17 protein-coding genes are annotated in these 23,771 nt (G+C 67.6%); 12 read left to right on the top strand and 5 right to left on the bottom strand.

Going from position 1 to position 23,771, the window contains the following annotated elements; translation table 11 throughout:
* Positions 1 to 60: 60 nt before the first annotated feature.
* The 3 genes from GJV26_RS10175 to GJV26_RS10165 all read left to right on the top strand — a co-directional run bounded on the left by GJV26_RS10175 (position 61) and on the right by GJV26_RS10165 (position 2,802).
* Complete coding sequence (locus tag GJV26_RS10175) at positions 61 to 1,173, top strand: mechanosensitive ion channel family protein (protein WP_173346176.1); 1,113 nt, start codon at positions 61 to 63, stop codon at positions 1,171 to 1,173.
* Positions 1,170 to 2,453 carry a hypothetical protein gene (locus tag GJV26_RS10170; protein ID WP_155708713.1) on the top strand — a complete coding sequence of 428 codons (1,284 nt, stop codon included), beginning with the start codon at positions 1,170 to 1,172 and terminating at the stop codon, positions 2,451 to 2,453. The genes GJV26_RS10175 and GJV26_RS10170 overlap by 4 nt, the downstream gene beginning before the upstream one ends.
* Before the next feature lie 88 nt (positions 2,454 to 2,541).
* Positions 2,542 to 2,802 carry a hypothetical protein gene (locus tag GJV26_RS10165; RefSeq protein ID WP_155708712.1) on the top strand — a complete coding sequence of 87 codons (261 nt, stop codon included), beginning with the start codon at positions 2,542 to 2,544 and terminating at the stop codon, positions 2,800 to 2,802.
* A gap of 56 nt (positions 2,803 to 2,858) precedes the next feature.
* On the opposite strand, the gene GJV26_RS10160 is transcribed toward GJV26_RS10165, so the two are convergent.
* Both GJV26_RS10160 and GJV26_RS10155 read right to left on the bottom strand, forming a co-directional pair.
* A complete protein-coding gene (locus GJV26_RS10160; RefSeq protein ID WP_229427928.1) occupies positions 2,859 to 5,162 on the bottom strand; it encodes a putative bifunctional diguanylate cyclase/phosphodiesterase in 2,304 nt (767 codons plus the stop codon).
* A 257-nt stretch (positions 5,163 to 5,419) separates the two neighbouring features.
* The gene (locus GJV26_RS10155) at positions 5,420 to 7,231 is read right to left on the bottom strand and encodes a tetratricopeptide repeat protein (RefSeq protein ID WP_229419247.1); all 1,812 of its coding nucleotides are present in this window, start codon (positions 7,229 to 7,231) and stop codon (positions 5,420 to 5,422) included.
* A 144-nt stretch (positions 7,232 to 7,375) separates the two neighbouring features.
* Here GJV26_RS10155 and GJV26_RS10150 point away from each other — a divergent pair, with 144 nt between their 5' ends.
* The 3 genes from GJV26_RS10150 to GJV26_RS10140 are packed head-to-tail and all read left to right on the top strand — an operon-like array spanning position 7,376 to position 11,026.
* Positions 7,376 to 9,205, top strand: coding sequence for a SagB/ThcOx family dehydrogenase (locus GJV26_RS10150; protein WP_155708710.1), 1,830 nt, complete (start codon positions 7,376 to 7,378; stop codon positions 9,203 to 9,205).
* A 48-nt stretch (positions 9,206 to 9,253) separates the two neighbouring features.
* Positions 9,254 to 10,018 carry a helix-turn-helix transcriptional regulator gene (locus GJV26_RS10145; RefSeq protein ID WP_155708709.1) on the top strand — a complete coding sequence of 255 codons (765 nt, stop codon included), beginning with the start codon at positions 9,254 to 9,256 and terminating at the stop codon, positions 10,016 to 10,018.
* Between the two features lie 60 nt (positions 10,019 to 10,078).
* Entirely contained in the window at positions 10,079 to 11,026 is a 948-nt protein-coding gene (locus tag GJV26_RS10140) for a DMT family transporter (protein WP_155708708.1), read from the top strand.
* Positions 11,027 to 11,072: 46 nt separating this feature from the next.
* On the opposite strand, the gene GJV26_RS10135 is transcribed toward GJV26_RS10140, so the two are convergent.
* Both GJV26_RS10135 and kefC read right to left on the bottom strand, forming a co-directional pair.
* Positions 11,073 to 12,716, bottom strand: a complete 1,644-nt coding sequence (locus GJV26_RS10135) for a M28 family metallopeptidase (protein WP_189441866.1) — start codon at positions 12,714 to 12,716, stop codon at positions 11,073 to 11,075.
* Positions 12,717 to 12,813: 97 nt separating this feature from the next.
* Entirely contained in the window at positions 12,814 to 14,619 is a 1,806-nt protein-coding gene (gene kefC / locus GJV26_RS10130) for a glutathione-regulated potassium-efflux system protein KefC (RefSeq protein WP_155708706.1), read from the bottom strand.
* 116 nt (positions 14,620 to 14,735) lie between these two features.
* Between kefC and GJV26_RS10125 the strand changes: the two genes are divergently transcribed.
* Positions 14,736 to 15,275 (top strand): DUF2058 domain-containing protein, encoded by a 540-nt coding sequence (locus tag GJV26_RS10125; protein WP_155712371.1) that lies wholly within the window; start codon positions 14,736 to 14,738, stop codon positions 15,273 to 15,275.
* Positions 15,276 to 15,415: 140 nt separating this feature from the next.
* Complete coding sequence (locus GJV26_RS10120; protein WP_155708705.1) at positions 15,416 to 17,716, top strand: sensor domain-containing diguanylate cyclase; 2,301 nt, start codon at positions 15,416 to 15,418, stop codon at positions 17,714 to 17,716.
* A 124-nt stretch (positions 17,717 to 17,840) separates the two neighbouring features.
* Here the strand turns inward: GJV26_RS10120 and GJV26_RS10115 are convergent, their stop codons facing one another.
* Complete coding sequence (locus GJV26_RS10115) at positions 17,841 to 18,296, bottom strand: fasciclin domain-containing protein (protein ID WP_155708704.1); 456 nt, start codon at positions 18,294 to 18,296, stop codon at positions 17,841 to 17,843.
* 134 nt (positions 18,297 to 18,430) lie between these two features.
* Between GJV26_RS10115 and GJV26_RS10110 the strand changes: the two genes are divergently transcribed.
* The 4 genes from GJV26_RS10110 (at position 18,431) to urtB (ending at position 23,686) form a co-directional block, all read left to right on the top strand.
* A complete protein-coding gene (locus tag GJV26_RS10110) occupies positions 18,431 to 19,405 on the top strand; it encodes a MerR family transcriptional regulator (RefSeq protein WP_155708703.1) in 975 nt (324 codons plus the stop codon).
* Positions 19,406 to 19,604: 199 nt separating this feature from the next.
* Positions 19,605 to 20,723: a porin gene (locus GJV26_RS10105; protein WP_229419246.1), complete on the top strand. Its 1,119-nt coding sequence runs from the start codon at positions 19,605 to 19,607 to the stop codon at positions 20,721 to 20,723.
* Positions 20,724 to 20,805: 82 nt separating this feature from the next.
* Positions 20,806 to 22,005 (top strand): urea ABC transporter substrate-binding protein, encoded by a 1,200-nt coding sequence (gene urtA / locus GJV26_RS10100; RefSeq protein ID WP_371866558.1) that lies wholly within the window; start codon positions 20,806 to 20,808, stop codon positions 22,003 to 22,005.
* 70 nt (positions 22,006 to 22,075) lie between these two features.
* On the top strand, positions 22,076 to 23,686 hold the full coding sequence (gene urtB, locus GJV26_RS10095; RefSeq protein WP_155708700.1) for an urea ABC transporter permease subunit UrtB: 1,611 nt from the start codon (positions 22,076 to 22,078) through the stop codon (positions 23,684 to 23,686).
* The last annotated feature ends 85 nt before the right edge of the window (positions 23,687 to 23,771 follow it).

Here is a 23,771-nt window from a genome sequence, read left to right as displayed (position 1 = left end):
AAGGGGTGCGCGCCGGGAGGGATGGCTTCGGTACACTCTCGCGAGCAAAAAGGAGAGTGCATGCGTTATGTTTTGTTGGGCAACCCGATCCAGGACTGGGCGACCGCGCTGGCCGTGGCGTTTGCCGCCGCGGTGCTGGTGATCGTCGCGCGGACCTTCCTCATACACCGGCTCGACGCCATTGCCGAGCGCACCGAAACGCGCATCGACGACTGGTTCGTGCGCATGCTGCGCAACACCTACAGCCTCGCCATCGTGATCATCGCGCTGTACCTGGGCTCGCTGATGCTGGAGTTCGCCCGCAAGTATGAAGTCTGGCTGTGGCGCGTGGCCGTGACGACGATGCTGGTCCAGGCCTCGATATGGGCCGACACCGGCGTGCGTGTGTGGCGCCGGCGTTACCGGCAGGCCGCCATCGGCGGTGCCGACAGCGCGGCCGGCGTGGCGTCCACGGCGATCATCGACTTCATCCTGCGCATGGTCGTCTGGCTCGTGTTCGTGCTGATGATCCTCGATAACCTGGGCTTCAACATCACCACGCTGGTGGCCAGCCTGGGGATCGGCGGCATCGCGGTGGCGCTGGCGGTGCAGAACATCCTGGGCGACCTGCTGGCCTCGCTGTCGATCGTGCTGGACAAGCCGTTCGTCGTGGGCGACTTCATCATCGTCGGCGAACAGCTCGGCACCGTCGAATATATCGGCCTGAAGACGACCCGGCTGCGCGGCCTGGGCGGCGACCAGATCATTTTCGCCAACGGCGACATGCTCAAGTCGCGCATCGCCAACCAGACCCGGATGTTCTCGCGCCGCGTCGCCTTCCTGATCCGCGTGCGTTACGGCACGCCGCCGGACCGGCTGGCCGCCATTCCCGGGATGGTGAAGGAGATCATCGACAGTCTCGAGGAAAACGCGTCGTTCGAGCGGGCCCACCTGCGCAACCTGGGCGAGTGGGCGGTGGAATACGAGGTGGTGTACTGGATCAAGACCGCCGACTATTTCGTCTTCATGGATACCAACCAGGCGGTGCTGCTCGGCGTGATGGGCGGACTGGCCGAACGGGGCATCGAGATTGCCTACCCCACCCAGCTCAACCTGCGCGCGCCGGAGGATTGCGGCGAGCCTGCGCCGCCACTACACTGGCCGATTGCGGAAAAGCGGGAGGAGAAGGCATGAAAAAACTGGTGGCGGGAGGACTGGCGATGATCGTCGCGGGCGGGGCGCTGGCCGCTTCGGTGCAGGATGTGGCGGAGCGTTACCGCAAGCTGGTGCTGGCGGTGGGCCAGCATGATGCGAGCTATGTCGACGCGTACTACGGCCCGCCGGCGCTGCAGGCGCAGGCGCAAAAGGAACAGCGCAGCCTGGCCGCGATCCGCGCCGATGCGCAGGCGGCGCTGGGCGAGCTGGCCGGCAGGCGGGCCGCCGGCGGTGACGAAGCGCTGCGCGTGGCCTTCCTGCAAAAGCAGCTGCGCGCACTTGGTGCCCGCGTCGACATGCTGGATGGGAAGAAGTTCCGCTTCGACGAGGAAACCGCGCTGCTGTACGACGCCGTCACTCCGCATCACGACCGTGCCTACTACGAGGCGCTGCTGAAGAAGATCGATGCGCTGGTGCCGGGCGAGGGCCCGTTGCCGCAACGCGTGCAGGCATTTCGCGCCCGCTTCGCGATTCCGAAGGAGCGCCTGAAACCGGTGTTCGATGCGGCGATCGCCGCCTGCCGCGCGCGCACCGCGCCGCACCTGGCCTTGCCGGCGAACGAGAGCTTCGTGCTGGAGTTCGTGACCGGCAAGCCCTGGTCCGGCTACAACTGGTACAAGGGCGATGCGCACAGCCTCATCCAGATCAATACCGAATTCCCGATCTATATCGAACGCGCGGTGGACCTGGGCTGCCACGAAGGGTATCCCGGCCACCATGCCTACAACGCGCTGCTGGAGAAGCACCTGGTGAAGGACCGCAACTGGGTCGAATTCAGCGTCTATCCGCTGTACTCGCCGATGTCGCTGATCGCCGAGGGCAGCGCCAACTACGGCATCGAGATGGCGTTCCCGGACGAGGAACGGATGGCTTTCGAACGCGACGTTCTGTACCCGCTCGCCGGCCTGGACCCGGCCCTGGCGGGCAGCTACGCCGCGCTGCAAAAACTGCTGGCGCAGCTTTCCTATGCGGACAACGACAACGCGATGCAGTACCTGGAAGGGCGCTTCAGCCGCGAGCAGGCGATCGAATGGCTGGTCAACGTGGCGCTGTATCCGCCCGAAAAAGCCGGGCAGCGCGTGCAGTTCTACGACGCGCTGCGCGGGTATGTCATCAACTACAACCTCGGCAAGGATCTCGTGAAGGCCTGGGTCGAACGGCAGGTGACCGCCACCGACCCGCGGCAGGCGCGCGCGCAGCGGTGGGCGGCGTTCAAGACATTGTTGTCGTCGCCGCGCCTGGCCGGCGACCTGCGCTGAAAGCCATTGAACGGACCGGCTGCTTCATACTAAAATAATTGCAAGTAGGTTACAAAAATTGCATAAAAATAATTTTAGGGGAGAATCCATGTCCATCGACGCCGCCCGCAGCTTCCGTCATCACGTCAACCGCATGAGCACCTTGCAGGCCGAGGTCGCGCCGTGCTTCGGCAACGGCATCATCGATTATGCCGGCTTGGCGCAACTGGGCAGCCGCAGCGGCTTCGACTTCACCGCCGCCGAGGCGAGGAAGGTGCTGGCCGTGCGCGGCGAACTGTCGGACTTCGAACGGGAGATCGCGGTGGGCGGCATGCTGGCATGCGGTTTGCCCGGCGCCATGCACCGCTGAGCCGCGCCGAAGGTCAGGCAACGACAGGGGCGCGGCAGCGGCCTGGCGGCGAGCCGTCAGGCAACGACGGCGGCGTGCGGCGCGGTGCGCTCCAGCAGCGCCAGCATGTCCTGCAACGGCATCGGCCGCGCGAACAGGTAGCCCTGCATGCCGGGACCGCCGTGCGCGGCCAGGAACGCGGCCTGATCCTGCGTTTCCACGCCTTCGGCCACCACGCGCAGGCCCAGGTGCGCGGCCATCGCCAGGATCGATTGCACGATGGCCGTGCCGTTGGCGTCGCCCGGGGTATCGTGGATGAAGCTGCGGTCGATCTTCAGTTCGTACAGGGGCATGCGCTTCAGGTAGGCCAGGTTCGAGTAGCCGGTGCCGAAGTCGTCGATCGAGAAGCGGATGCCCAGTAGCGCCAGTTCGTGCATGCGCGCGATCGTATCGTCCAGGTTCTCGATCAGCAGCCCTTCGGTGACTTCGAAGATCAGCTGCGCGGCAGGTGCGCCCGTCTCGTGCAGGATCGTGCGCACCTGCGCCACGAAATCGGGCTCGCGGAACTGCGACGGGCTCACGTTGACCGACAGCGGCAGCGCGTGGCCGGCGGCGGAAAGGCGCAGCCATGCCAGGCAGGCCTGGCGCAGCGCCCAGTAGCCCAGCTTGACGATCAGGCCGCTGGCCTCGGCGGCGGGGATGAAAACGTCCGGGGGAATCGACGTGCCATCGGCGCGGCGCCAGCGCATCAGCAGTTCGGCGCCGACCGGCCGCTCGTCGCGGTCGACCTGCAACTGCACATGCATCTGCAGTTCGCCGTTCTCCAGCGCCTGGCCGAGATCGCGCTCGATCGTCAGCCGCCGTTCCACTTCGGCGCGCATCGTGTCTTCGAACAGCGCTACGCCGTTGCGGCCGCCGGCCTTGGCACGGTACATCGCGATGTCCGCCTCGCGCAGCAGGTCGTCGACCGTCTGGCCGGCGCGCGGCAGCAGCGTCACACCGATGCTGGCCGACGACTGGTAGCACTGGCCGCCGATATCGAAGGGTTGCGCCAGCGCCGCGCGAACGCGCGCGGCCATCGCCAGCGCGCCGTGCGCGGCTTCGGCATCGCCCGTGTCCAGGCCGGCCAGCAGCATCACGAATTCGTCGCCGCCCAGCCGGGCCACCGTGTCGGTGGTGCCGGCCAGTTGCGCCAGGCGCTGCGCCGCGGCGCGCAGCAGCAGGTCGCCGGTCGCATGGCCGCGCGCATCGTTGACATTCTTGAAGTGATCGAGGTCGATGAACATCACGGCCGCGTGCGGCGCCGCGGCGCCGGTATCGAGCTGCTGCTGCATGCGGTCCATCAGCAGGCGGCGGTTCGGCAGGCCGGTCAGCACATCGTAGAACGCCAGCTGGTGGATCGCGTCGGCAGCCTTCCTGCGTTCGGTCACGTCGCGGCCCACCAGTACCCAGTGCGTGTTGACTCCTTCCTCGTCGGCGAACGGCACCAGTTCCATCTCCACCCAGAACGGTTCGCCGGCACGGGTGTAGTTCACCAGTTCCACCGTCACGGGCTCCAGCGTGTGCATCGCGTGTATCACCCGTGCCACTTCGCGGTGATCGGTTTCGGGGCCGTGCAGCATGCGCATGCTTTGGCCCAGCATCTGCTCGCGGGTGTAGCCGCTGCGGCGCAGCAGCGCGTCGTTGACGAACACGATCGGCTGCTCCACGCTCGGCAGGGGATTGGCCTTGGCGATCATGACCATGTCGTTGAGGCGGGCCACGGCGGCGGCGGTCAGCCGCAGTTCGCCGTTGGCCGCCTGCAGCGCGCTGCGGCCGTCTTCCAGCGATCCGGCGAACGTGCGCAGGTCCGCCAGCGAGCGCGACAGGCGCTGCAGCATGGCGCTGCAGGTCAGCGTCAGCAGCAGGCCGATGCAAAGGTAATTGAGCACTACGGCCAGGCTCGGCAGCACGTCATGCCCTGGAATGCCGTTCACATAGAGGCTCGAAAGCCCCGTCAGCCCCAGTACGCCGATCGTCGCGCCGGACAGCGTCAGTGTCAGGAGTGCGGGCCATGTGCCGAGCAGTACCGCAGCCAGTACCGGCGGCGCCAGCAGGAAAGCCTGGCTGATCGGGCCAGCCGTGAGGATCATCGCGACGCCGATGAAATACAGGATCGCCAGGAAATTGAGCACCCGCGCGCGGTATGACAGGCCACGGGCGCGCCACAGCACCAGGATCCAGGCCAGCGCGATCGCATCCACGACGGCGATATTCCAGCGGCCGATGTAGAGCGTGATGGCGATGCTGGGCAGTGCCGCGATCGTGCCGAGCACGGCGACGATCGAAAGCAGCAGGGTAAAGATCTGGTTACGCCAGTGCGCGATGTCGTTGAAGGGCACGATGCTGCTGCTGTTGGTTAAATTTCCTATAAGCAACACAGGATAGCGTGCCCGGCAGTACAAGTCATCCATTAACTGCCAACTTGTTGTTGGGTACTCACAGTCGTGGCAAAGAAGGAAGTAGCACCAGGCATGCCGTGCCGGCTTGCCGTCCTGGACACGGCGCCGGGCGGACGATGCCGCCGCCCCGGCTGATACCGGGCGGCGATGTGGCGGAGTGGCACGCGGCGTTCGACCGCCACTCCGCAGCCGTGGCATTACAGCAGCGACAGTGCCGGCGGCCCGTCGCGGCCGAGCCAGGTGGACTCGAAGCGTTGCTGCGCCGCAGACAGTGCCGCCCGGTCGCCACGCTGCCGGTAGACTTCGACGAGCCCGCGCAGCGCCCACCCGTTGCTCGGCGTGCGCGCCAGCGAGGCACGGAACGTCTGCTCGGCGGCGTCGAGCCGGCCGGCGCGCAGCTGGGCCGCGCCCAGCGACTGGCGCACCGGGTAGTACCAGTACGGCGGTTCGGTGTAGGGCAGCGTATCCTGTACGTCCACCGCTTCCTGGTATGCCTTGATCGCCGCCGGCAGGTCATTGCGCGCATCGGCCACGCGGCCCGCGGCAACCGCCCGGGCCGTGCGCACGATATCCCGCGCCGGCACGTTCGCCGCCTCGATCGGCTTGAAGTCGGCCGTGCGTTCCAGCGCGGCCAGCGCGGCGATTTCCCGGCCGGCCGCGGCCTGCGCGCCCTTGCGCGCATGGCCCACGGCGCGCGCGTAATGCCACATGGCCTTCACCAGCACCAGGTCATTGCCGGGATCGGGCAGGGCCAGCAGCGTATCGGCGCTGGAGAACTGTACGTGCGAGAAATACGGTGCCGCCTTGACCGGTTGCATCATCGCGAATTCCTTCACGAGCTCGACCGGCAGCGACCGGTCCAGCTTGGCTGCCGCATCCAGCGCCGTGCGGCCATCGCCGCCCATCAGCGCCGACACCATCACGAAGTGGATGTTGTGCGGGTAGTACGCGCCCTTGTAGACGGGATCGCTCGCGGCGTTGCCGAAGTAGGCTTCATCGGCCGCGATCGCATCGAGATTGGACTGCAGCGCCTCCCTGTACAGGCCCACGCGGTAGTAGATGTGGGACGGCATGTGCACCAGGTGGCCGGCGCCGGGGGCCTGCGCCGCCAGCAGGCGGGCGGACGGCAGCGCCTTCTCGGGGTGGGTCGAGGCTTCCATCGCATGGATGTAGTAGTGGGCGGCGCCCGGATGGCTCGGATTGCGTTCCAGCACGCGCTCCAGCGCATCGACCATCTCCGCCGTGCGGCCTTTCGGACGGCTGCCGGCGGCTTCCCAATAATCCCACGGCGCCAGGTCCATCAGCGATTCGGCGAACAGCACCTGTACCGTGTCGTCGTTCGGGAAGGCGCGCGCGGCTTCCGCCATGGCCGTCGCATAGGCCTTGTCCAGTGCCGCCCGGTCGGCGGTCGGCGACGCATCGTAGCGCCGTGCCACGGCGCGGATCAGCGCCTGCTCGACCGGCTTCGCCTTCGGCGCCAGCCGCACGGCCGCCTGGGCCGCGGCATGGGCCGGTGCGATCGCCTGAGGGAACATCGGTGCGTTGATGTTCGGGCCCAGGACGAGCGCCTCGCCCCACCAGCACATCGCGCAGCCCGGATCGATCGTACGTGCAGCGCGGAACGCACGCGCCGCTTCGGCATGGTTGAAGCCGAATGTCAGCCGCAGGCCCTGGTCGAAATAGGCCTGCGCCTTCGGCTGTTTCGTTGTGACGGGCACATGCAGCGTGCCCAGGTTGTCGTAGAGCGGCGGCGCAGGGCCAAGCGATTCAGGGGCCGGCTGTGCCGACGGCCTGGCAGACGGCCGGAACGGTGCCGTTTCGGCCTGTGCCAGCACCAGCTTGTCCAGTAGCGGCGGGCGGCCCGCCTGGGTCGACATGCAGGTGGCCGTGCCGGCCAGCACGGGATCGAATCCGCCGCGCCGCTCGGCCAGCGAGGGCGCCAGTACCGCCGTGCCGGCGGCGAGGGCGGCCGCGGCCGCCAGGATCGTTTTACTCTTCATCATCATCATCCCCCTTCCTGTAGACTGGGTTAGAGTGACGGCGATGGCGCGGGTTCCGATCTGGCTGGTACGGGCTGCGCGGAATGGATCAATAATGGATCAACGACCATCCATCGAGCAACCATCAAGTGACCGTCGTTCGCGGGAGGCGCCATGCCGAAGCTCGCCTGGGTTCTGTTGCCGCTGGCGCTGTATGGCGCCTGGCTGGGCGCCGCGCTGGTGCGCGGGCGGAAGCCATCGCGTCACGCGCTGAACGTTCATCTCAGCGTACTGCTAATGCTATACCTGCTGTCCACCGCCGGGCTGGGAATTTTTTGGGTGGCCAACCAGCAGTTGCCGGTGTTCGACTGGCACTACCTGTTCGGCTACGGCACGCTGCTGCTGGTGGCGCTGCACCTGTGGTTCAACCTGCCCGTGGTGTGGCGCACGCTGCGCGGCGGCGCTCGCGCAGCGGCCGGGACCGCGCAACCGCGGCGCTCGCCGGCGGCGCTGGCCGGCTTGGTCGGCTTAGCCGCGCTGGCGCTCGTGGCGGGATACCTGGCCGGCACGATGCGTGCACCGGCACCGGCACCGGCCCCCTCTGCCGCACCCGACGAGGCCGTGGCCGCGGTGGTGCGCTTTCACCAGCACTCTTCCTTGTCGCGCACCGGCGTGTTCGGCAGCGCGCCCGGCATCGACTGGGGCGACGCGCCGCTGCCGTTCAAGCGCTATCCGGATGTGCCGGGCATTGCGCTCGACATCGCGCTCGGCCGTGGCGCCGCCGCCACGGCTGGCCTGTCGGCGGCGCTGCGGGCGCCGGCGCCGCGGCCGCGTACCGGGCCGCCGCAGCTGGCGGAAGTGGCCACGTTGCTGTACCTCGCGGCCGGCATCACGCAGCGGCGCGGCGGGCAGGCACTGCGCGCCGCGCCGTCGTCCGGCGGACTGTTCCCCAGTGAGCTGTACCTGCTGGCACGCCGGGTGGGCGGGCTGGCACAGGGCATCTACCACTACGATGCGGAACGCGAGCGCCTGGTATCGCTCGGGCCGCTGCCCGCGGCGACCGGTGCGCCGTTCGCAAGCGATGCCGATGCCGCTGTCGTGCTGACTTCCATCTTCCACCGCAGCGGCTACAAGTACCGCGAACGCGCCTGGCGCTACGCGGTGGCCGATGCCGGGCACGTGCTGGAAAACCTGCGCGTGGCGGCGCACGCGGCCGGGCTGCACGCCGTGCTGTCGCCGCGTTTCGACGAAAGCCGCCTCGCCGCCACGCTGGCCATCGATGGCGAACGCGAGGCGCCGCTGGCGGTGATGGAACTGGGCAGCGCGGCCGGCAGGCCGCCGCCGGCCGTGTTTTCGCCGGTGGAAGGGGGCGCTGCCGCGCTGGGCGCCACCAGCCGCGTCCAGCAGGCCACATCGCTGCGGCTGCCGTCCTCTCACGGTGCCGGCGGCATCGCATTGCCGGCACCGCAGCCATCGGCGATGCCGGTGGCGCGGGCGATCGGCGAGCGGCGCAGCAAGCGCCGCTTCACGGCCGCAGCGGTGCCGCTGCCGGTGCTGGCCGCGATCCTGGCCGACATGCGCCAGCCGCCCCAGCTGTCCACCGCGGTGCGCATCCACCTGGTCGTCAATCGCGTGCAGGGCCTGGCGCCGGGCGTGTACCGTTACGGGCGCGGCCATGCCCTCGAACGCGTGCGCAGCGGCGATTTCGCCGCCGCGGCGCAGTCGGCCGCGCTGGCGCAGGCCGTGATCGGCGACGCCGCCGTGGTGCTCGTGCTGTCCGCCGACCGCCGGGCACTGTTCGCCGAAGGCGCACGCGGCTACCGGCATGCGTTCCTCGAGGCCGGGCTGGTCGGTGAACGCTGGCTGCTGGGCGCCACCGCCCGCGGCCTCGGCGCCTGCCCGGTCGGCGCGTTCTACGACGACGCGGCCGCCGCGCTGATCGGCGTCGACGGCCGGCGCGAATGGGTGTTGCACTTCGCCGCGCTCGGCCTGGCGGCGGAATAATGTCTGGCGCCTTATACTTGTGATTCACCCCGGAGCTTCGCCACCGTCATGCCTGAAATCCCTGCAGCCGACATTCACCTGCGCAGCTATGGTGCGCAGCGCGAGTCCGATCGCCATGCGTTCGCGCAGCTGGTGCTGCCTGTCGCCGGCGTGGTGATGCTCGACATCGAGGGCCGGGCAGGGCGGCTCGATCCGCTGCACGGCGCGCTGGTGGCGCCGGGCGCGTGGCATGCGCAGTGCGGCGCCGGCAGCAACCGGTCGATCGTCGTCGACATCGAAGCCGGTACCGGCTTCTTCGCGCAGGGCGACTGGCAGCGGCTGCTGGAGCGGCCGTTCACGCCGCTCGGGCCGGCCGCGCGCAAGCTGCTCGAGTACATGGCGCTGATGGCGGGAGCCTGGCAGGTACGTCCCGGGCTGGTACAAGGCTGGGTGCCGCTGCTGCTCGACGCGCTGGCCGACACGCCGGTACGGCCGGCATCGCGGCTGGCGATGCTGTGCGCGCAGATCGAGGCCGAACCCGCGCAGGCGTGGACCACGGAATCGATGGCGCGCCATGCCGGCATCGGCGTGAGCCGCCTGCATGCGCTGTTTCGCGCGGAACTCGATGCCAGCCCGCATGCCTGGCTGATGGCGCGGCGGCTCGATCGCGCCTGCGAATTGCTCGTCGCCGGCAACCTGTCCATTGCCGAGGTGGCGCTGGCCGCCGGTTTCGCGGACCAGAGCGCGCTGACGAGGGCGCTGCGCGCGGCGCTGGATACGACCCCGGCCGCCTACCGCCGCGCCAGCCTGGAGAACGGGACAAAAACGCTGTAGGAAACATCAAGAAATCCCCATCGCGACCGTCGAGAATCCCTGTTTTCAGGAGGTTTCACGATGGTCAAGGATCACCGCCGCGGCATTGCCGCGGGCATTGCCGCCGGCGCCCTGTGGGGGCTGATCTTTCTCGCGCCGGAACTGGCGCCGGGCTTTGCGCCGATGCAGCTGTCGGCAGGCCGTTACCTTGCCTACGGCATCATCGCCGCCGTGCTGGTCGCGCCGTCGTGGAATGCGCTGCGCCAGCGCCTGGGCCGGGCGGAATGGCGCGCGCTGGTCTGGCTCGGCCTGGCCGGCAACATCGTCTACTACGTACTGCTTGCCGCCGCCGTGCAGTCCGGCGGCGTGGCGATGGCGTCGCTGGTGATCGGCCTGGCGCCCATCGCCGTCACGCTGGCCGGCAGCCGCGACCGGCATGCCGTGCCGCTGCGGCGGCTGGCGCCATCGCTCGCACTCAGTGCCGCCGGCCTGGCCTGCATCGGCTGGGATGCGCTGTCCGCCCCGGGCACGGGTTCGCTGCCCGGCCTGCTGTGCGCGCTGGGGGCGCTGGTATCGTGGACGCTTTACGTCGTCGGCAACAGCCGCGTGCTTGCGCGCATCACGACGGTGTCGGCGCGCGAGTGGAGCCTGTTGACGGGCGTGGTGACTGGGATCGAGGCGCTGGTGCTGGCCGTGCCCGCCTTTCTGCTGGCGGACGGCATGCATGACAGCGCTGCATGGTGGAAGTTCGTTGGCATCGTCGGCGCCGTTGCCATGCTCTGTTCGGTGCTCGGCAACGCGCTGTGGAACCATGCCAGCCGCGCATTGCCGCTGGCGCTGGCGGGGCAGATGATCGTGTTCGAGACGCTGTTCGGCCTGCTGTACGGCTTCCTGTGGGAAGGCCGCTGGCCGACGATGTCCGAGAGCGCGGCGATGGTGCTGCTGACCGGCGGCGTGGTGTGCTGCGCCGCCGCGCACGCGCCGGGCAAGCCGGGGCGGGGGGCGATGCTCCTGAAAGTTGCACCATGAAAAAAGCCCGCCACCAGGGCGGGCTCCGATACCGGCCGGCGCCGGCTCAGCGCTTCGCCGCGCTGGCGTCGCGCAGCACGCGGAACTCCGAATCCTTGCCCCAGTTCGGCCAGGTGCGCGAGTCGGCCAGGTCGCGGCCCACGCCGTACAGCAGTTCCAGGTCGCTGGCCAGGCCGGTGAAGGTCCACGTCGGATTCCATTCGTCGGCCGGCTGGTGGTAGCGGTCCTTGGTGTAGTTGTCTTCCTCGGCCTTGCCGGCGGCGGTGCCGCCGGTGGTCCAGTCCTCGCCTGAGCCGAACGAGAATGCCGGCACGCCGCGCTTGGCGAACGAGAAGTGGTCGGAGCGGAAGAAGTAGCCCGCTTCCGGCTTCGGATCCGGCGCGTAGGCCTGGTTGCGCTGGCGCGCCTTGGCGATCAGCAGATCGAGCAGGTCCAGTTTCGCGCTGCCGGAGATCGTGAAGTTGCGCGACGGGCCGTGCGGGCTCAGCGCATCCACGTTGATCACGCCCACCGTCTTCTCCAGCGGGTAGACCGGGTTGGCCGCATAGTATTCGGAGCCCAGCAGGCCTTTTTCCTCGGCCGTCACGGCCAGGAACACCACGCTGCGCTTCGGCGCCGGTGCTTTCGCGTAGGCGCGCGCCAGCTCGATCAGCGCGGCCATGCCGGTGCCGTTGTCGACGGCGCCGTTGTAGATCTTGTCGCCCTTCGCATCCGGAGCGCCCACGCCCAGGTGATCCCAGTGGCCGCTGTAGATGATGGTTTCGTCCGCGCGCTCGCTGCCGGGAATCCGCGCGATCACGTTGCGCGACTTGATCACCTGCGCATCGACCGCGTAGCGGGCCGACAGGGTCACGCCGTTGAGCGCCACCGGCTTGAAGTCGCGGCCCTGCGCGGCTTTCTTGGCCGCGTCGAAATCGAGGCCGGCGCGCTTGAACAGCTCCACCGCCGCATCGCGCTGGATCCATGCTTCCATCGGCGCATGCGATTTCGCCGGGTCCTTGCGCACGATGTCGTACATCACGTTGGTGTTCGAATTCTTCACGGTGGCCCAGCCATACGAAGCCGGCGCCGTTTCATGCACGATGAGCGTGCCCAGCGCGCCGCGGCGCGCCAGTTCCTCGAACTTGTAGGTCCAGCGGCCGTAGTAGGTCATGGCCTTGCCGCCGAAGTCGCCGGCGCCCGTTTCGAAGTCGGGGTCGTTGATCAGCACCACCGCCAGCTTGCCCTTCAGGTCCTGGCCCTTGAAGTCGTCCCAGTTGCGCTCCGGCGCCGTCACGCCATAGCCGACGAACACCAGCGGCGCATTCCTGAAGTCCACCAGCGGCTTGCCGTTCATCGACGCGCGCACGGCGATCTGCTCGCCCTGCGTCCAGCTCAGGGCATCCTTGCCGGCGTTGACGGTGAGGGCGACCGGTCCCTTGATCTGGAAGCGGCCCAGCGGCACTTCCTGCGTCCAGCCATGCTTGCCGCCAACGATGTCGCCGCCGGGCTGCGCACCCGCCGCCTTGAACTGGTCGACCAGGTAATCCACCGTTTTCGTTTCGCCCGCCGTGTGCGGCTCGCGGCCCTCGAATTCGTCGGAGGCCAGCACTTTCACGTGCAGCGACAGGCGTTGCGGATCGAACTTGGGCGTGTCGGCATGCGCCGCGAAGGCGGCCAGCAGCAGGGTGGCCAGCAGGGTTTTTTTCACTCGGACTCTCCTCGGGCAAGACAATGAAGGGATAAGTATCGTTCGAATGACGGCCGCAGTAAAGGGCGGCACTGTCCGGTGGGCGTGCCCGGAAAGTTCACGGCAATCCGGCGCCGGCCGCGCCTTTGGCTGCGGGCTTGCCTTGCGGGCGCAGGTTGATCCGGTCGTGCTCGAACGATTGCGCCAGTTCCTGCCGCGCTTCTTCCTGGATCGAGATCATCTGCGATTCGTCGCGGAAATGCGGGAACATCGCATCGAGCGTGGCCAGGTTGTGCGCCCGGAAGCTGGAGCGGGCCAGTTGCGCGCTGGCGTCGTCGATGCCCAGTTGCCTGAGCGCGCGCTCGCCGATCAGCAGCGCCGATTCGAAGGTTTCGCGCTCCACCATGTCCACGCCGCGTTCGCGCAGCTCGAACAGGTGCGTCACGTTGCGCGCCCGGCCGATCATTTTTATGTGCGGGAAATGCTCGCGCACCAGGTCGGCCAGGCGCAGGCTGGTGTCCATGTCGTCGATCGCATTGATCAGCAAAACCGCCTTGTCCGCTTCGGCGGCGCGCAGCAGGTCCAGCCGGGTCGCATCGCCGTAGAACACGTGCAGGCCGAAGCGGCGCAGCATGTCGATCAGGTCGGGGTCGTTGTCCAGCACCGTCATCCGGATGCCGGAGGCGGCCAGCATCCGGCCGGCGATCTGGCCCACGCGGCCGAAGCCGGCGATGATCACGCGCGCGCCGTCGGGCTCGATCGTATCGGCCGGCTTCGGCTCGCGCCTGTCGATGCGCCGGCTCAACCGGTCGGCGGCGGCCATCGCCAGCGGTGTCAGCGCCATAGAGACCGCCACCACCAGCACCAGCGTTTCGTGCCACGGCCCGGCGACCACGTTCGCGTCGTGCGCCACGGCGAGCACGACGAACGCGAACTCGCTGCCTTGCGCGAGCAGGGCGGCAAATGGCCAGCGCTGCACGGCGGGTACCGGCAGCGCACGTGCCGCGAGCCCGAGCAGCACCATCTTCAGCACCACGTAGCCGCCCGCCAGCGCGGCGATGCGCGCCGGCGCCTCCGCCAGCAGGCCGAAATTGACCGACATGCCGACCGATGTGAAGAACAATCCGAGCAGCAGGCCCTTGAACGGTTCCAGGTCGGTTTCGAGCGCCTTGCGGTACTCGGAACCGGCCAGCAGCACGCCGGCCAGGAAGGCGCCCAGGCCCATCGACAGGTCGGCCAGTTCCATCAGGTGGGCGATGCCGAGCACCAGCAGCAGCGCGAACGCGGTGAAGATCTCGCGCAGGCCGGTGCGGGCGATCAGGCGCAGCGCGGGACGCATCGCATAGCGGCCCACCACCAGCACGCAGATCACGGCGCCGATCGCGAACAGCCAGTTGAAGTCGGCCGCGCCGCTGCCGCCCAGCAGCGGCACCGCCACCAGCAGCGGGATCGCCGCCATGTCCTGGAACAGCAGGATCGCGAACGCCGCCTTGCCGGCCGGCGTGTTGTCCAGGTGGCGCTCGTTCATGTTCTGCACCGCGATCGCCGTCGACGACAGCGCCAGCGCGATGCCGGCCACCAGCGCGCCCACCCACGGCATGCCGAGCAGCCAGGCGGCGGCACCCAGCGCGATGCCGCCCGTGGCCATCTGCAGCGCGCCGCCGCCCAGCACCAGCTGCCGCATTTCCATCAGCTTGGCCGGCTGCAGTTCCAGGCCGATCAGGAACAGCATCAGCACCACGCCGATTTCCGCCACGTGGCCGATCAGTTCCACCTCGTGGATCAGGCCCAGGCCCCACGGCCCGATGATCGCGCCGCCGATCAGGTAGCCGAGAACGGAACCGAGGCCGAGGCGCTGGGCCAGCGGCACCAGCAGCACGGCGGTAACGAGGAAGACGATGGGCGTGAGCAGCAGGTCGTGCATGGCGGGCGATCGGGAATGGCAATGTTGCAATGGTAAGCGTTTTACCACGGAGCGGCCCACCAGCACCGGCACTTTTGCTATGCTGCGAAGTTCACGATTGAATGCCGGAGTTGATGATGGTCTCGTTGCAGGAACAATTAATGAAAGCTGGCCTGGTCGACAAGAAAAAGGCCGCCAAGGTCCACCAGGACAAGAGCAAGCAAAAAAAGGAAGCGCTACGCACCGGCGTGGTGGCCGTCGATGAAACACGCGCGGCGGTCCAGGAAGCGCAGCGCCGCAATGCCGAACGGGCGCGCGAACTGAATGCGCAGCGCGACGCGGCCGCGCAGCAGAAGGCGATCGCCGCGCAGATCACCCAGCTGGTCAGGCAAAACCGCCAGGCCAAGGGCAATGGCGATATCGCCTACAACTTTACGTATGGCACGAAAGTCGAGCGGATCCACGTGTCCGCCGCCGTGCGCGACCACCTGGTGGCGGGCCGGCTGGTGATCGTTGCTCAAGGCGAAACGTTCGAACTGGTACCGCGCGTGGTGGCGGACAAGGTCGCCGAACGCGATGCCGCGCTGGTGGTGCGTGTGAACAAGCCGGCGGCCACTGCCGTGCCGGAAGACGATCCTTATGCGGATTACCAGATCCCCGACGATTTCACGTGGTGATGCCTGGACGGGAATTTTGTCATAAGGCAAATATAGTGTTGCGTTCGTGTCGCCTCGGTGCGCGCGAACGAGAAATATTGAAATACGGAAACTAGCGACTGCTACCATGTCGGGTCAGGCTTTTCGGCCGCAAGGACACCATGGGTTCGCTTTTTCACCGTATCAGGACGTCACTGGCTGCGCGCGCGCTGCCGGTGGCCGTATTGGTCGCCGGTGTCATCGTATCCGGCTATGCGGGCATGGCGCGCTTCGACCATGCCGAGGCGCAGCGGATCGCGGAGCGGACGGACGCCGCCGAGGATTACCTGTTCCTGCTGCGTCACCGGCTCGACCTGTACACGGGTGCGAGCCGCGACCTGGCCGCGCTGTTCAGCGCATCTGATGCGATCGCGGCCGCGGAGTTCTCCGAGTTCGTCGCGGCCAGCCGGGTGTTCGAGCGGTTCGACGGCATTCGCGCATTCGGCTACCTGCCGCGCGTGCCGGCGGCGGAAGCGGCACGCTTCGAAGCGGACATGCGGCGCCGGGTCCCCGGTTTCCATCTCGTCGGCCGCCGCCCCGGCGCGCATGACTACTATCCGATGGCGTATGGCGAACACGCCTTCGATCCAGACCGGATGAAACAGTTGCTGGGCGTCGATTTTGCCGCGTTCCCCGAGCGCTCGGCGGCGATGCGGGAAGCCGCCGGGCGCGACGAACCGGTGGCCACGCGGCGCATGCCGGCCATCCTGGATCAGCAGCGGCGCGCCATCGTCCAGATCTACTCGCCGGTGCACACGCCGGGCCAGGGAAACGGCCCGCTGAAGGGCTTCGTGTTTTCCACGATGTACCTGGACCGCATGTTTTCCGGCTTCGACAACGGCCGCATGGCGCGGCAGTTCGATCTCGAAATCTACGACGGTTCGGTCGCGCGCGGGAATGTGGTGTTCGACGCCGCCAATGCCGCGCGTGCGCTGGATGAGGCACGGCACGGCCGTGCCGCGCACCGGGCCACGCTGGTTTTTTCCCACCGTACGTGGCTGGTTCATTTCTACGCCAAACCCGGCCTGGCCGACAACGGGCCAGCGCATGCGGCAGCGCTGTTCGCCATGGCGGGCACGCTGCTGTCGCTGATCGCCGCCTGGACGGCGGCGGCATGGCCCCGGTACCGTGCGCGCCGGCGCGCGATGCACGATCTGCGGGAGCGCTTCGCCGGTTTCTTCGAACACCACCCGTTCGCGGTGTATGCGATCGATGCGCGGCGGCGCTTCGTGCATGCGAATCACCAGATGCTGAAGGAACTCGGCGTCGAGCGGCACCAGCTGCTCGGCACCCTGGCCGACGAGTATGTGGGCATCGAAGACCGCGCCGAAGTGGGGCGGCACCTGAGCGATGCGCTGGCCGGGCAGGCCGTGGCCTACACGGCCCGCATCGCCGATGCGGCGGGGCGCATGGCGGACATGTCGATCGTGCTGATCCCGATGAGTACAGGCGACCAGGTCACGCAGGTACTGGGGTTCGCCGAGAACATCACTGAGCGCAAGGAAGCCGAGCGGGCCCTGTATGCGTCGCGTCAGATGCTGCAGCTCATTCTCGACAACATCCCGCAGAGCGTGTTCTGGAAAAACGCCGACAGCGTGTATGAAGGCGGCAACCGGGCGCTGCTCGCCGATGCCGGGCTGGCCACCGATGCGGAACTGATCGGCAAGACGGATTTCGACCTGCACTGGAAGGACCGGGCCGCGCACTACCGGCAGATGGACCTGGAAGTGATGCAATCCGGTGTGCCGCGCATGCGGATGCAGGCGCTGGACCGCGGCATCGACGGCACCGAACGCTGGGTCGAGACCAGCAAGATCCCGCTGAAGGACGATGCCGGCAACATGGCCGGCGTGCTCGCGGTAACCGAGGACATCACGGCCCGCAAGTACATGGAACAGGAACTGTTCCGCCGTGCGCACCACGACCCGTTGACCGGCCTGCCCAACCGCGGCTATTTCAACAGCCAGCTGGACCAGGCGGTCGCGCGGGCCCAGCGGCAGGGCGCACTGGCACTGATGTATTTCGATATCGACCGCTTCAAGCTGATCAACGATACCCATGGACATGACGTGGGCGACGATGTGATCCGCATGTTCGCCGACCGTGTACGCGGCGTGGTGCGGGAAGCCGACTTCGTGGCGCGCCTGGGCGGCGACGAGTTCGTGCTGGTCGCCGAAGGCCTGCAGGGGCCGCAGGCGGCGACCGTGATCGGGCAGAAAATCATCGCCACGATGGCGTCGCCATTCCAGCTCGGCACGGCCACGCTGCAGGTGACGACCAGCATCGGCATCGCCTTGTTCGAGGCGGGCATGACGTCGCGCACGCTGATCCGCGCGGCCGATCAGGCAATGTATGACGCCAAGCGTGCCGGGCGCGATTGCTTCCGGGTGGCGCCTTCGGGGTGGGACCAGGGCGCGGCATAGCAATCGCGGAACGGCAAAAAAGGCGCCCACGGTGAACCGTGGGCGCAAGCCCGCGGCACGCCATGGGCTCGTGCCGCGGGGGTTCAGCCGGTTGCGTTGCCGCTTGCCCGGAGCCTGTCCGGCGTTACTTCGGCATCACCACCGTATCGATCACATGGATCACGCCGTTGTCCGCCGCGATATCGGTCTTCACCACGTTGGCCTTGTCGACCATGACCTTGCCGCCCTTCGCGGTCACGGTCAGGTCGGCGCCCTCGACCGTCTTCACGGCGCCGGGCTTCACGTCCGCCGCCATCACCTTGCCCGGTACCACGTGGTAGGTCAGCACCTTGGCCAGCGCGGCCTTGTCCTTCAGCAGCGCGTCCAGTTTCGCCTTCGGAATTTTGGCGAAAGCCGCGTCGGTCGGCGCGAACACCGTGAACGGGCCCGGGCCTTTCAGCGTGTCCGTCAGGCCGGCGGCCTGCACGGCCGTCACCAGCGTGTTGAACGTGCCTGCACCCTTGGCGGTGTCGACGATGTCGGCCGCATGCGCCGCGTTGAAGGCCAGTGCGCAGGTTGCCGCAAACAGGATCTTTTTCATTTCCATTCTCCTCATTTCGATTGATCGAACAGTGATTGAACCGCTGTGTGGACATAATTTACGGGTCGCACCATTGAATGTCCATGCAATGTCGCGGTATCATCGACACATTAGTGGTTCAATTACGGGTCAATATGACAAGCACATCACCTCAACCGGTCTACCGCAGCGGCGTGGCCGCCCGGCTTGCGGGCCTCAGCGTGGAAACGCTGCGCGTGTGGGAACGGCGTTATGGCGTGTCGGACACGCAGCGCTCCGAGCATGGCCAGCGGCTGTATTCGGCCGAGCAGGTGCGCCGGCTCGGCCTGCTGAAGCAACTGGTGGACAATGGCCACCCGATCGGCACGCTGGCGGCGCTGCCGCTGGAGCGGCTCGAGGAAATGGCGGGCGTGCGCGATGTCCAGCCCGCGGCCGCTGCCGCGGTGCCGAAGGGGCCGGTGCGGGTGGCGCTGGTGGGCGAGACGCTGGCGCGCAGGATCGCTGCGGCCGCCGGTACCGGCCTCGACGTGCAGCGCGTGGCGAGGCGCCTCGATGGCGCCGCCGCTGCGTTGCAGGGCACGCCGGTGGATGTGCTGCTCGTCGAACTGCCCGAGCCGGATGAAGCGGCGCTGCCGCTGCTGGCAGCCGCGCGCAGCGCGGCGGGCGCCACGGCCGTGGTGGTGCTGTACCGCTTCTGCGCCAGCGCCACGATTCGTGCGCTGCGCGCCCAGGATTGCATGGTGGCACGGGTGCCGTCGGAGATGGGCGAACTGGCGCAGCTGTGCCGCGGCGCGGTATCCGGGCGGCAGTTGCCGCCGGCGGAGCGTTCCGCCACCACGGTGCCGGCGCTGCGTTTCGACGAGGCGGCGCTGGCCACGATCACCGCGGCCGGCAACCGGCTGGCCTGCGAATGCCCGCGCCACCTGTCCGACCTGCTGCTAATGGTCGGCAGCTTCGAGCGCTACAGCGCCCAATGCGCATCGCGCAACGAGGCCGATGCGCAGCTGCACCAGGAACTCGGCCATGCCGCCGGCCTGGCGCGCAGCATGCTCGAGACGGCGATGGAGCGGCTGGTGCTGGCCGAAGGCCTGCCGCTGCCGCCATTCCCGTTGCAATCCTCTTCCAGCTAGTTTCATCCAGTAAGGAAAGCGCCGATACAAGTCGCAGGGCAAGGCGCATCGTCGAAGACAGTACTTTAGTACGGCGAGACGAATGCAACGCAGCCATGCCGCTTGTGTCAGCGGCGCTACTACGTCACCTTACGTATGTCCTTTCGCGCCCCGGTTGGTGATGATGTCTGCACAACATCACACAACGAAAGGGATGCGCATGAAGTCGATCTGCACGGGAGTGCTGCTGGCCACCGCCTCGCTGGCGGCCTCACTGGCCACATCCGACGCCCACGCCGGCGCCACGATTCCATTCGGCGAGGACAAGTCGGTCAGCGTCGGGTTCGGCATGCGGGGCAGCTATTCCAGCATCGAGAACGGCGCGCCGGACGGCTCGCATGCCAACGACTTCAACCTGGACAGCGCGCGCATCTTCCTCGGCGCCTCGCTGAACAAGAACATCAAGGGCATGTTCAACACCGAGTGGGACGGCGACCGCATCCGCGTACTGGACGCGGCGGCGCAGTTCGCCATTTCCCCGGAACTGAACGTGTGGGCCGGCCGGCTGCTGTCGCCGAGCGACCGCGCCAACATGGCCGGCCCGTACTATTCGCTGGGCGGCGGCTACTGGGCCGGCGTGGCTTCGCGCTACGGCTACAACGGCGGCATCTTCCGCGGCCGCGATGACGGCATCGTCGTCTGGGGCAACGTGGCCGGCGACAAGCTGGGCTACTCGTTCGGCGTCTTCGAAGGCCACACCTTCGGCATCGGTTCGCTGACCGACGACGGGGCGAAGGCCGTGGGCCTGAAGGCCGCCGACAAGCCGATGTATGCGGGCCGCGTGCAATACGATTTCTGGGACGCCGAACCAGGCTACTACGGCACCGGCACCTACCTGGGCAGCAAGGACATCCTGGCCATCGGCCTGGCCGGCCGCCAGCAGAAGGACGGCGTGCTCACCGTGGCCGGCATCGGCGACTACGAATCCTGGAACGTCGACTTCCTGATGGAGAAGCGTCTCGGCAGCGGCGGCGCCGTCTCCGTCGAAGCGGCTTACTACGACTACGACACCGGCAACGTGGTCCTGTCCGAGCAGGGCAAGGCGTGGTCGGCCGGCGCCGGCTACATTTTCCCGATCGGCCGCGGCAGCCTGCAACCGTACGTGCGCTACCAGAAATTCGAAGCCGATACCGCCATCGACACCCGCCAGCAGGACGTGGGCCTGAACTGGATCCTCGACGGCTACAACGCCCAGGTGGGCGCGGCATATTCGCGCACAAAAATGACCGGCACATCCGACCAGTCGCGCTTCGTCGTCGCCCTCCAGCTGCAGTACTGATCTTCCGCACAACCCAACGTTCATGAGGAATACCATGCAAACCCGCCGCCATTTCGTTACCACGATCGCCGCCGCTGCCGCCATGCTGGCCGCCGGCATGCCCGCCCACGCCGCCGACACGATCAAGATCGGCATCCTGCACTCGCTGTCCGGCACGATGGCGATCTCGGAAACGTCGCTGAAGGACGTGGCCCTGATGACCATCGACGAAATCAACGCCAAGGGCGGCGTGATGGGCAAGAAGCTCGAAGCCGTGGTCGTGGACCCGGCATCGAACTGGCCGCTGTTCGCCGAGAAGGCGCGCCAGCTGGTCTCCAAGGACAAGGTCGCGGCGGTGTTCGGCTGCTGGACATCGGTCTCGCGCAAGTCGGTGCTGCCGGTATTCAAGGAAACCAACAGCCTGCTGTTCTACCCGGTGCAGTACGAAGGCGAGGAACTGGAGAAGAACGTGTTCTACACGGGCGCGGCGCCGAACCAGCAGGCGATTCCCGCCGTGGAGTACCTGATGAGCAAGGATGGCGGCGGCGCCAAGCGCTTCGTGCTGCTCGGTACCGATTACGTGTACCCGCGCACCACCAACAAGATCCTGCGCGCCTTCCTGAAAAGCAAGGGCGTGAAGGACAGCGAGATCCAGGAAGTCTATACGCCGTTCGGCCATGCCGATTACCAGACCATCGTCGCCAACATCAAGAAATTCTCCGCCGGCGGAAAGACGGCCGTGATCTCCACCATCAACGGCGATTCCAACGTGCCGTTCTACAAGGAGCTGGGCAATGCCGGCCTGAAGGCGACCGACGTTCCGGTCGTGGCCTTCTCGGTCGGCGAGGAAGAACTGCGCGGCGTGGACACCAAGCCGCTGCTGGGCCACCTGGCCGCATGGAACTACTTCGAATCGGTGAAGAACCCTGCCAACGCCGCCTTCGTGAAGAAGTGGAAGGCCTACGCGGTGGCGAAGAAGCTGCCGAACGCCGGCACCGCGGTCACCAACGACCCGATGGAAGCGACCTATGTCGGCATCCACATGTGGGCGCAGGCGGTGGAGAAGGCCAAGTCCACCGACACCGACAAGGTGATCGCGGCGATGGCCGGCCAGACCTTCAAGGCGCCATCGGGCTACACGCTGACCATGGATGCGACGAACCACCACCTGCACAAGCCCGTGATGATCGGCGAGATCAAGGGCGACGGGCAGTTCTCGGTGGTGTGGAAAACCAAGGAGCCGGTGCGCGCCCAGCCGTGGAGCCCGTTCATCCAGGGTAACGAGGGCAAGCAGAAGCTGTAACGAAAAGCCGTAAAAGCTGTACTACCCATGGATGCGGGCACTGCCCGTATCCTACTTGACGGATCCCGACATGGCGCCCTTCCTCCGAACTCTCGCGGCACTGCTGGTGCTGGGCCTCGCGGCCCTCTCGGCCCACGCAGCGATCGACCCTGCTCTCCTGAAACCCCTGGCGGGCGACGACCCCGATGCGCGCATCGAGGCCGTCGCCCGCATCGCCGCGCTGGCCAGCGGCGATGCCCGCAAGGTGCTGCAGGCGCTGAAGGACGACAGCCTGTACGCCACGCCCGACGGCGGCATCCTCGTGGTCACCGACGACAGCGCATGGAACCCGGCCACCGGGGCCACCGGCCCGATCCCGGACGGGGTGGACGGCGTGGTCGTCAATAACCGCCTGCGCGGCGCGGTGGACGGCGCGCTGTCCGGCATGGCGCTGCTGTCGCCGGATGTGGAACAACGCCGCGCCGCCGCGCGAGGCCTGCTGGAGCGCGGCGTGGCGCCGGAGCAGTTGCCGCTGATCGAAAAGGCGCTGGTTGTCGAGTCGGACGCCAATATCAAGGCCACGCTGCGATCGGCCAAGGCCGTGGCCGACCTGCACTCGGCCGACGCGGCCACGCGCAAGGCCGCGGTGATCGCGATGGCCGATACCGGCACCGCATCGCTGCGCCCGCAACTGCAGGCGATGCTGGCGAAGAACGCCGACGGCACCTACACCGAGCCCGATGGTGACCTGCGCCTGGCCGCCGCCAACACGCTGAACACGATCGATGGCCGCGTGTCGCGTGCCGAGTTCGTCGGCAACCTGTTCTACGGCCTGTCGCTTGGCAGCGTGCTGCTGCTGGCGGCGCTCGGCCTGGCGATCACGTTCGGCCTGATGGGCATCATCAACATGGCGCACGGCGAGCTGCTGATGATCGGCGCCTACACCACCTACCTGGTGCAGTCGCTGTTCCGGGCGTATTTTCCGGATGCGCTCGACTGGTACCTGGTCGCCGCGCTGCCGTCCGCCTTCTTCGTGGCGTTCGCGGTCGGCGTGCTGCTGGAGCGCACGGTGATTCGCTGGCTGTACGGCCGCCCGCTGGAAACGCTGCTGGCCACCTGGGGCATCAGCCTGATCCTGATGCAGGCGGTACGCACCGTGTTCGGCGCGCAGAACGTGGAAGTGGCCAACCCGTCGTGGATGGCGGGCGGCGTGACGGTGCTCGGTTCGCTGGTACTGCCGTACAGCCGGATCGCCATCATCGTCTTCGCAGCGCTGGTCGTCGCCGCCGTCTGGCTGATCCTGAACAAAACGCGCCTCGGCCTGTTCGTGCGCGCCGTGATGCAGAACCGCCGCATGGCCGACTGCGTGGGCGTGCCCACCAGCCGCATCGACATGATGACGTTCGGCCTCGGCTCCGGCATCGCCGGTCTCGGCGGCGTGGCGCTGTCGCAGATCGGCAACGTGGGGCCGGACCTGGGGCAGGCCTACATCGTCGATTCGTTCATGGTGGTGGTGCTGGGCGGCGTGGGCCAGCTGGCCGGCACCGTGATCGGCGCGCTGGGCCTGGGCGAAGTCAACAAGTTCCTCGAACCCGTGGCCGGCGCCGTGCTGGCCAAGATCGCCATCCTCGTCTTCATCATCATCTTCATCCAGCGCCGGCCGCAAGGCATGTTCGCGCTGAAGGGAAGGAGCATCGAATGACCCGAACGTCCACCCGAACGTCGGCCCGGGTTCCAGGCCGGTCGCGCACCGCGCTGTTCCCGAAATCCGTCTGGACCGCGCTGGC

This window comes from Pseudoduganella dura (assembly GCF_009727155.1).
GTDB lineage: Bacteria > Pseudomonadota > Gammaproteobacteria > Burkholderiales > Burkholderiaceae_D > Rugamonas > Rugamonas dura.
Note: the sequence above shows the minus strand (reverse complement) of the source record. Positions and strands in the feature narration are given on the sequence as shown.

Excerpts from the sequence above, each read along its gene's own strand:
- GJV26_RS10175 (WP_173346176.1), top strand. The coding sequence starts at position 61 with ATGCGTTATGTTTTGTTGGGCAACCCGATCCAGGACTGGGCGACCGCG.
- GJV26_RS10170 (WP_155708713.1), top strand. The coding sequence starts at position 1,170 with ATGAAAAAACTGGTGGCGGGAGGACTGGCGATGATCGTCGCGGGCGGG.
- GJV26_RS10165 (WP_155708712.1), top strand. The coding sequence starts at position 2,542 with ATGTCCATCGACGCCGCCCGCAGCTTCCGTCATCACGTCAACCGCATG.
- GJV26_RS10155 (WP_229419247.1), bottom strand. The coding sequence starts at position 7,231 with ATGATGATGATGAAGAGTAAAACGATCCTGGCGGCCGCGGCCGCCCTC.
- GJV26_RS10150 (WP_155708710.1), top strand. The coding sequence starts at position 7,376 with ATGCCGAAGCTCGCCTGGGTTCTGTTGCCGCTGGCGCTGTATGGCGCC.
- GJV26_RS10145 (WP_155708709.1), top strand. The coding sequence starts at position 9,254 with ATGCCTGAAATCCCTGCAGCCGACATTCACCTGCGCAGCTATGGTGCG.
- GJV26_RS10140 (WP_155708708.1), top strand. The coding sequence starts at position 10,079 with ATGGTCAAGGATCACCGCCGCGGCATTGCCGCGGGCATTGCCGCCGGC.
- kefC (WP_155708706.1), bottom strand. The coding sequence starts at position 14,619 with ATGCACGACCTGCTGCTCACGCCCATCGTCTTCCTCGTTACCGCCGTG.
- GJV26_RS10125 (WP_155712371.1), top strand. The coding sequence starts at position 14,736 with ATGGTCTCGTTGCAGGAACAATTAATGAAAGCTGGCCTGGTCGACAAG.
- GJV26_RS10120 (WP_155708705.1), top strand. The coding sequence starts at position 15,416 with ATGGGTTCGCTTTTTCACCGTATCAGGACGTCACTGGCTGCGCGCGCG.
- GJV26_RS10115 (WP_155708704.1), bottom strand. The coding sequence starts at position 18,296 with ATGAAAAAGATCCTGTTTGCGGCAACCTGCGCACTGGCCTTCAACGCG.
- GJV26_RS10110 (WP_155708703.1), top strand. The coding sequence starts at position 18,431 with ATGACAAGCACATCACCTCAACCGGTCTACCGCAGCGGCGTGGCCGCC.
- GJV26_RS10105 (WP_229419246.1), top strand. The coding sequence starts at position 19,605 with ATGAAGTCGATCTGCACGGGAGTGCTGCTGGCCACCGCCTCGCTGGCG.
- urtA (WP_371866558.1), top strand. The coding sequence starts at position 20,806 with ATGCTGGCCGCCGGCATGCCCGCCCACGCCGCCGACACGATCAAGATC.
- urtB (WP_155708700.1), top strand. The coding sequence starts at position 22,076 with ATGGCGCCCTTCCTCCGAACTCTCGCGGCACTGCTGGTGCTGGGCCTC.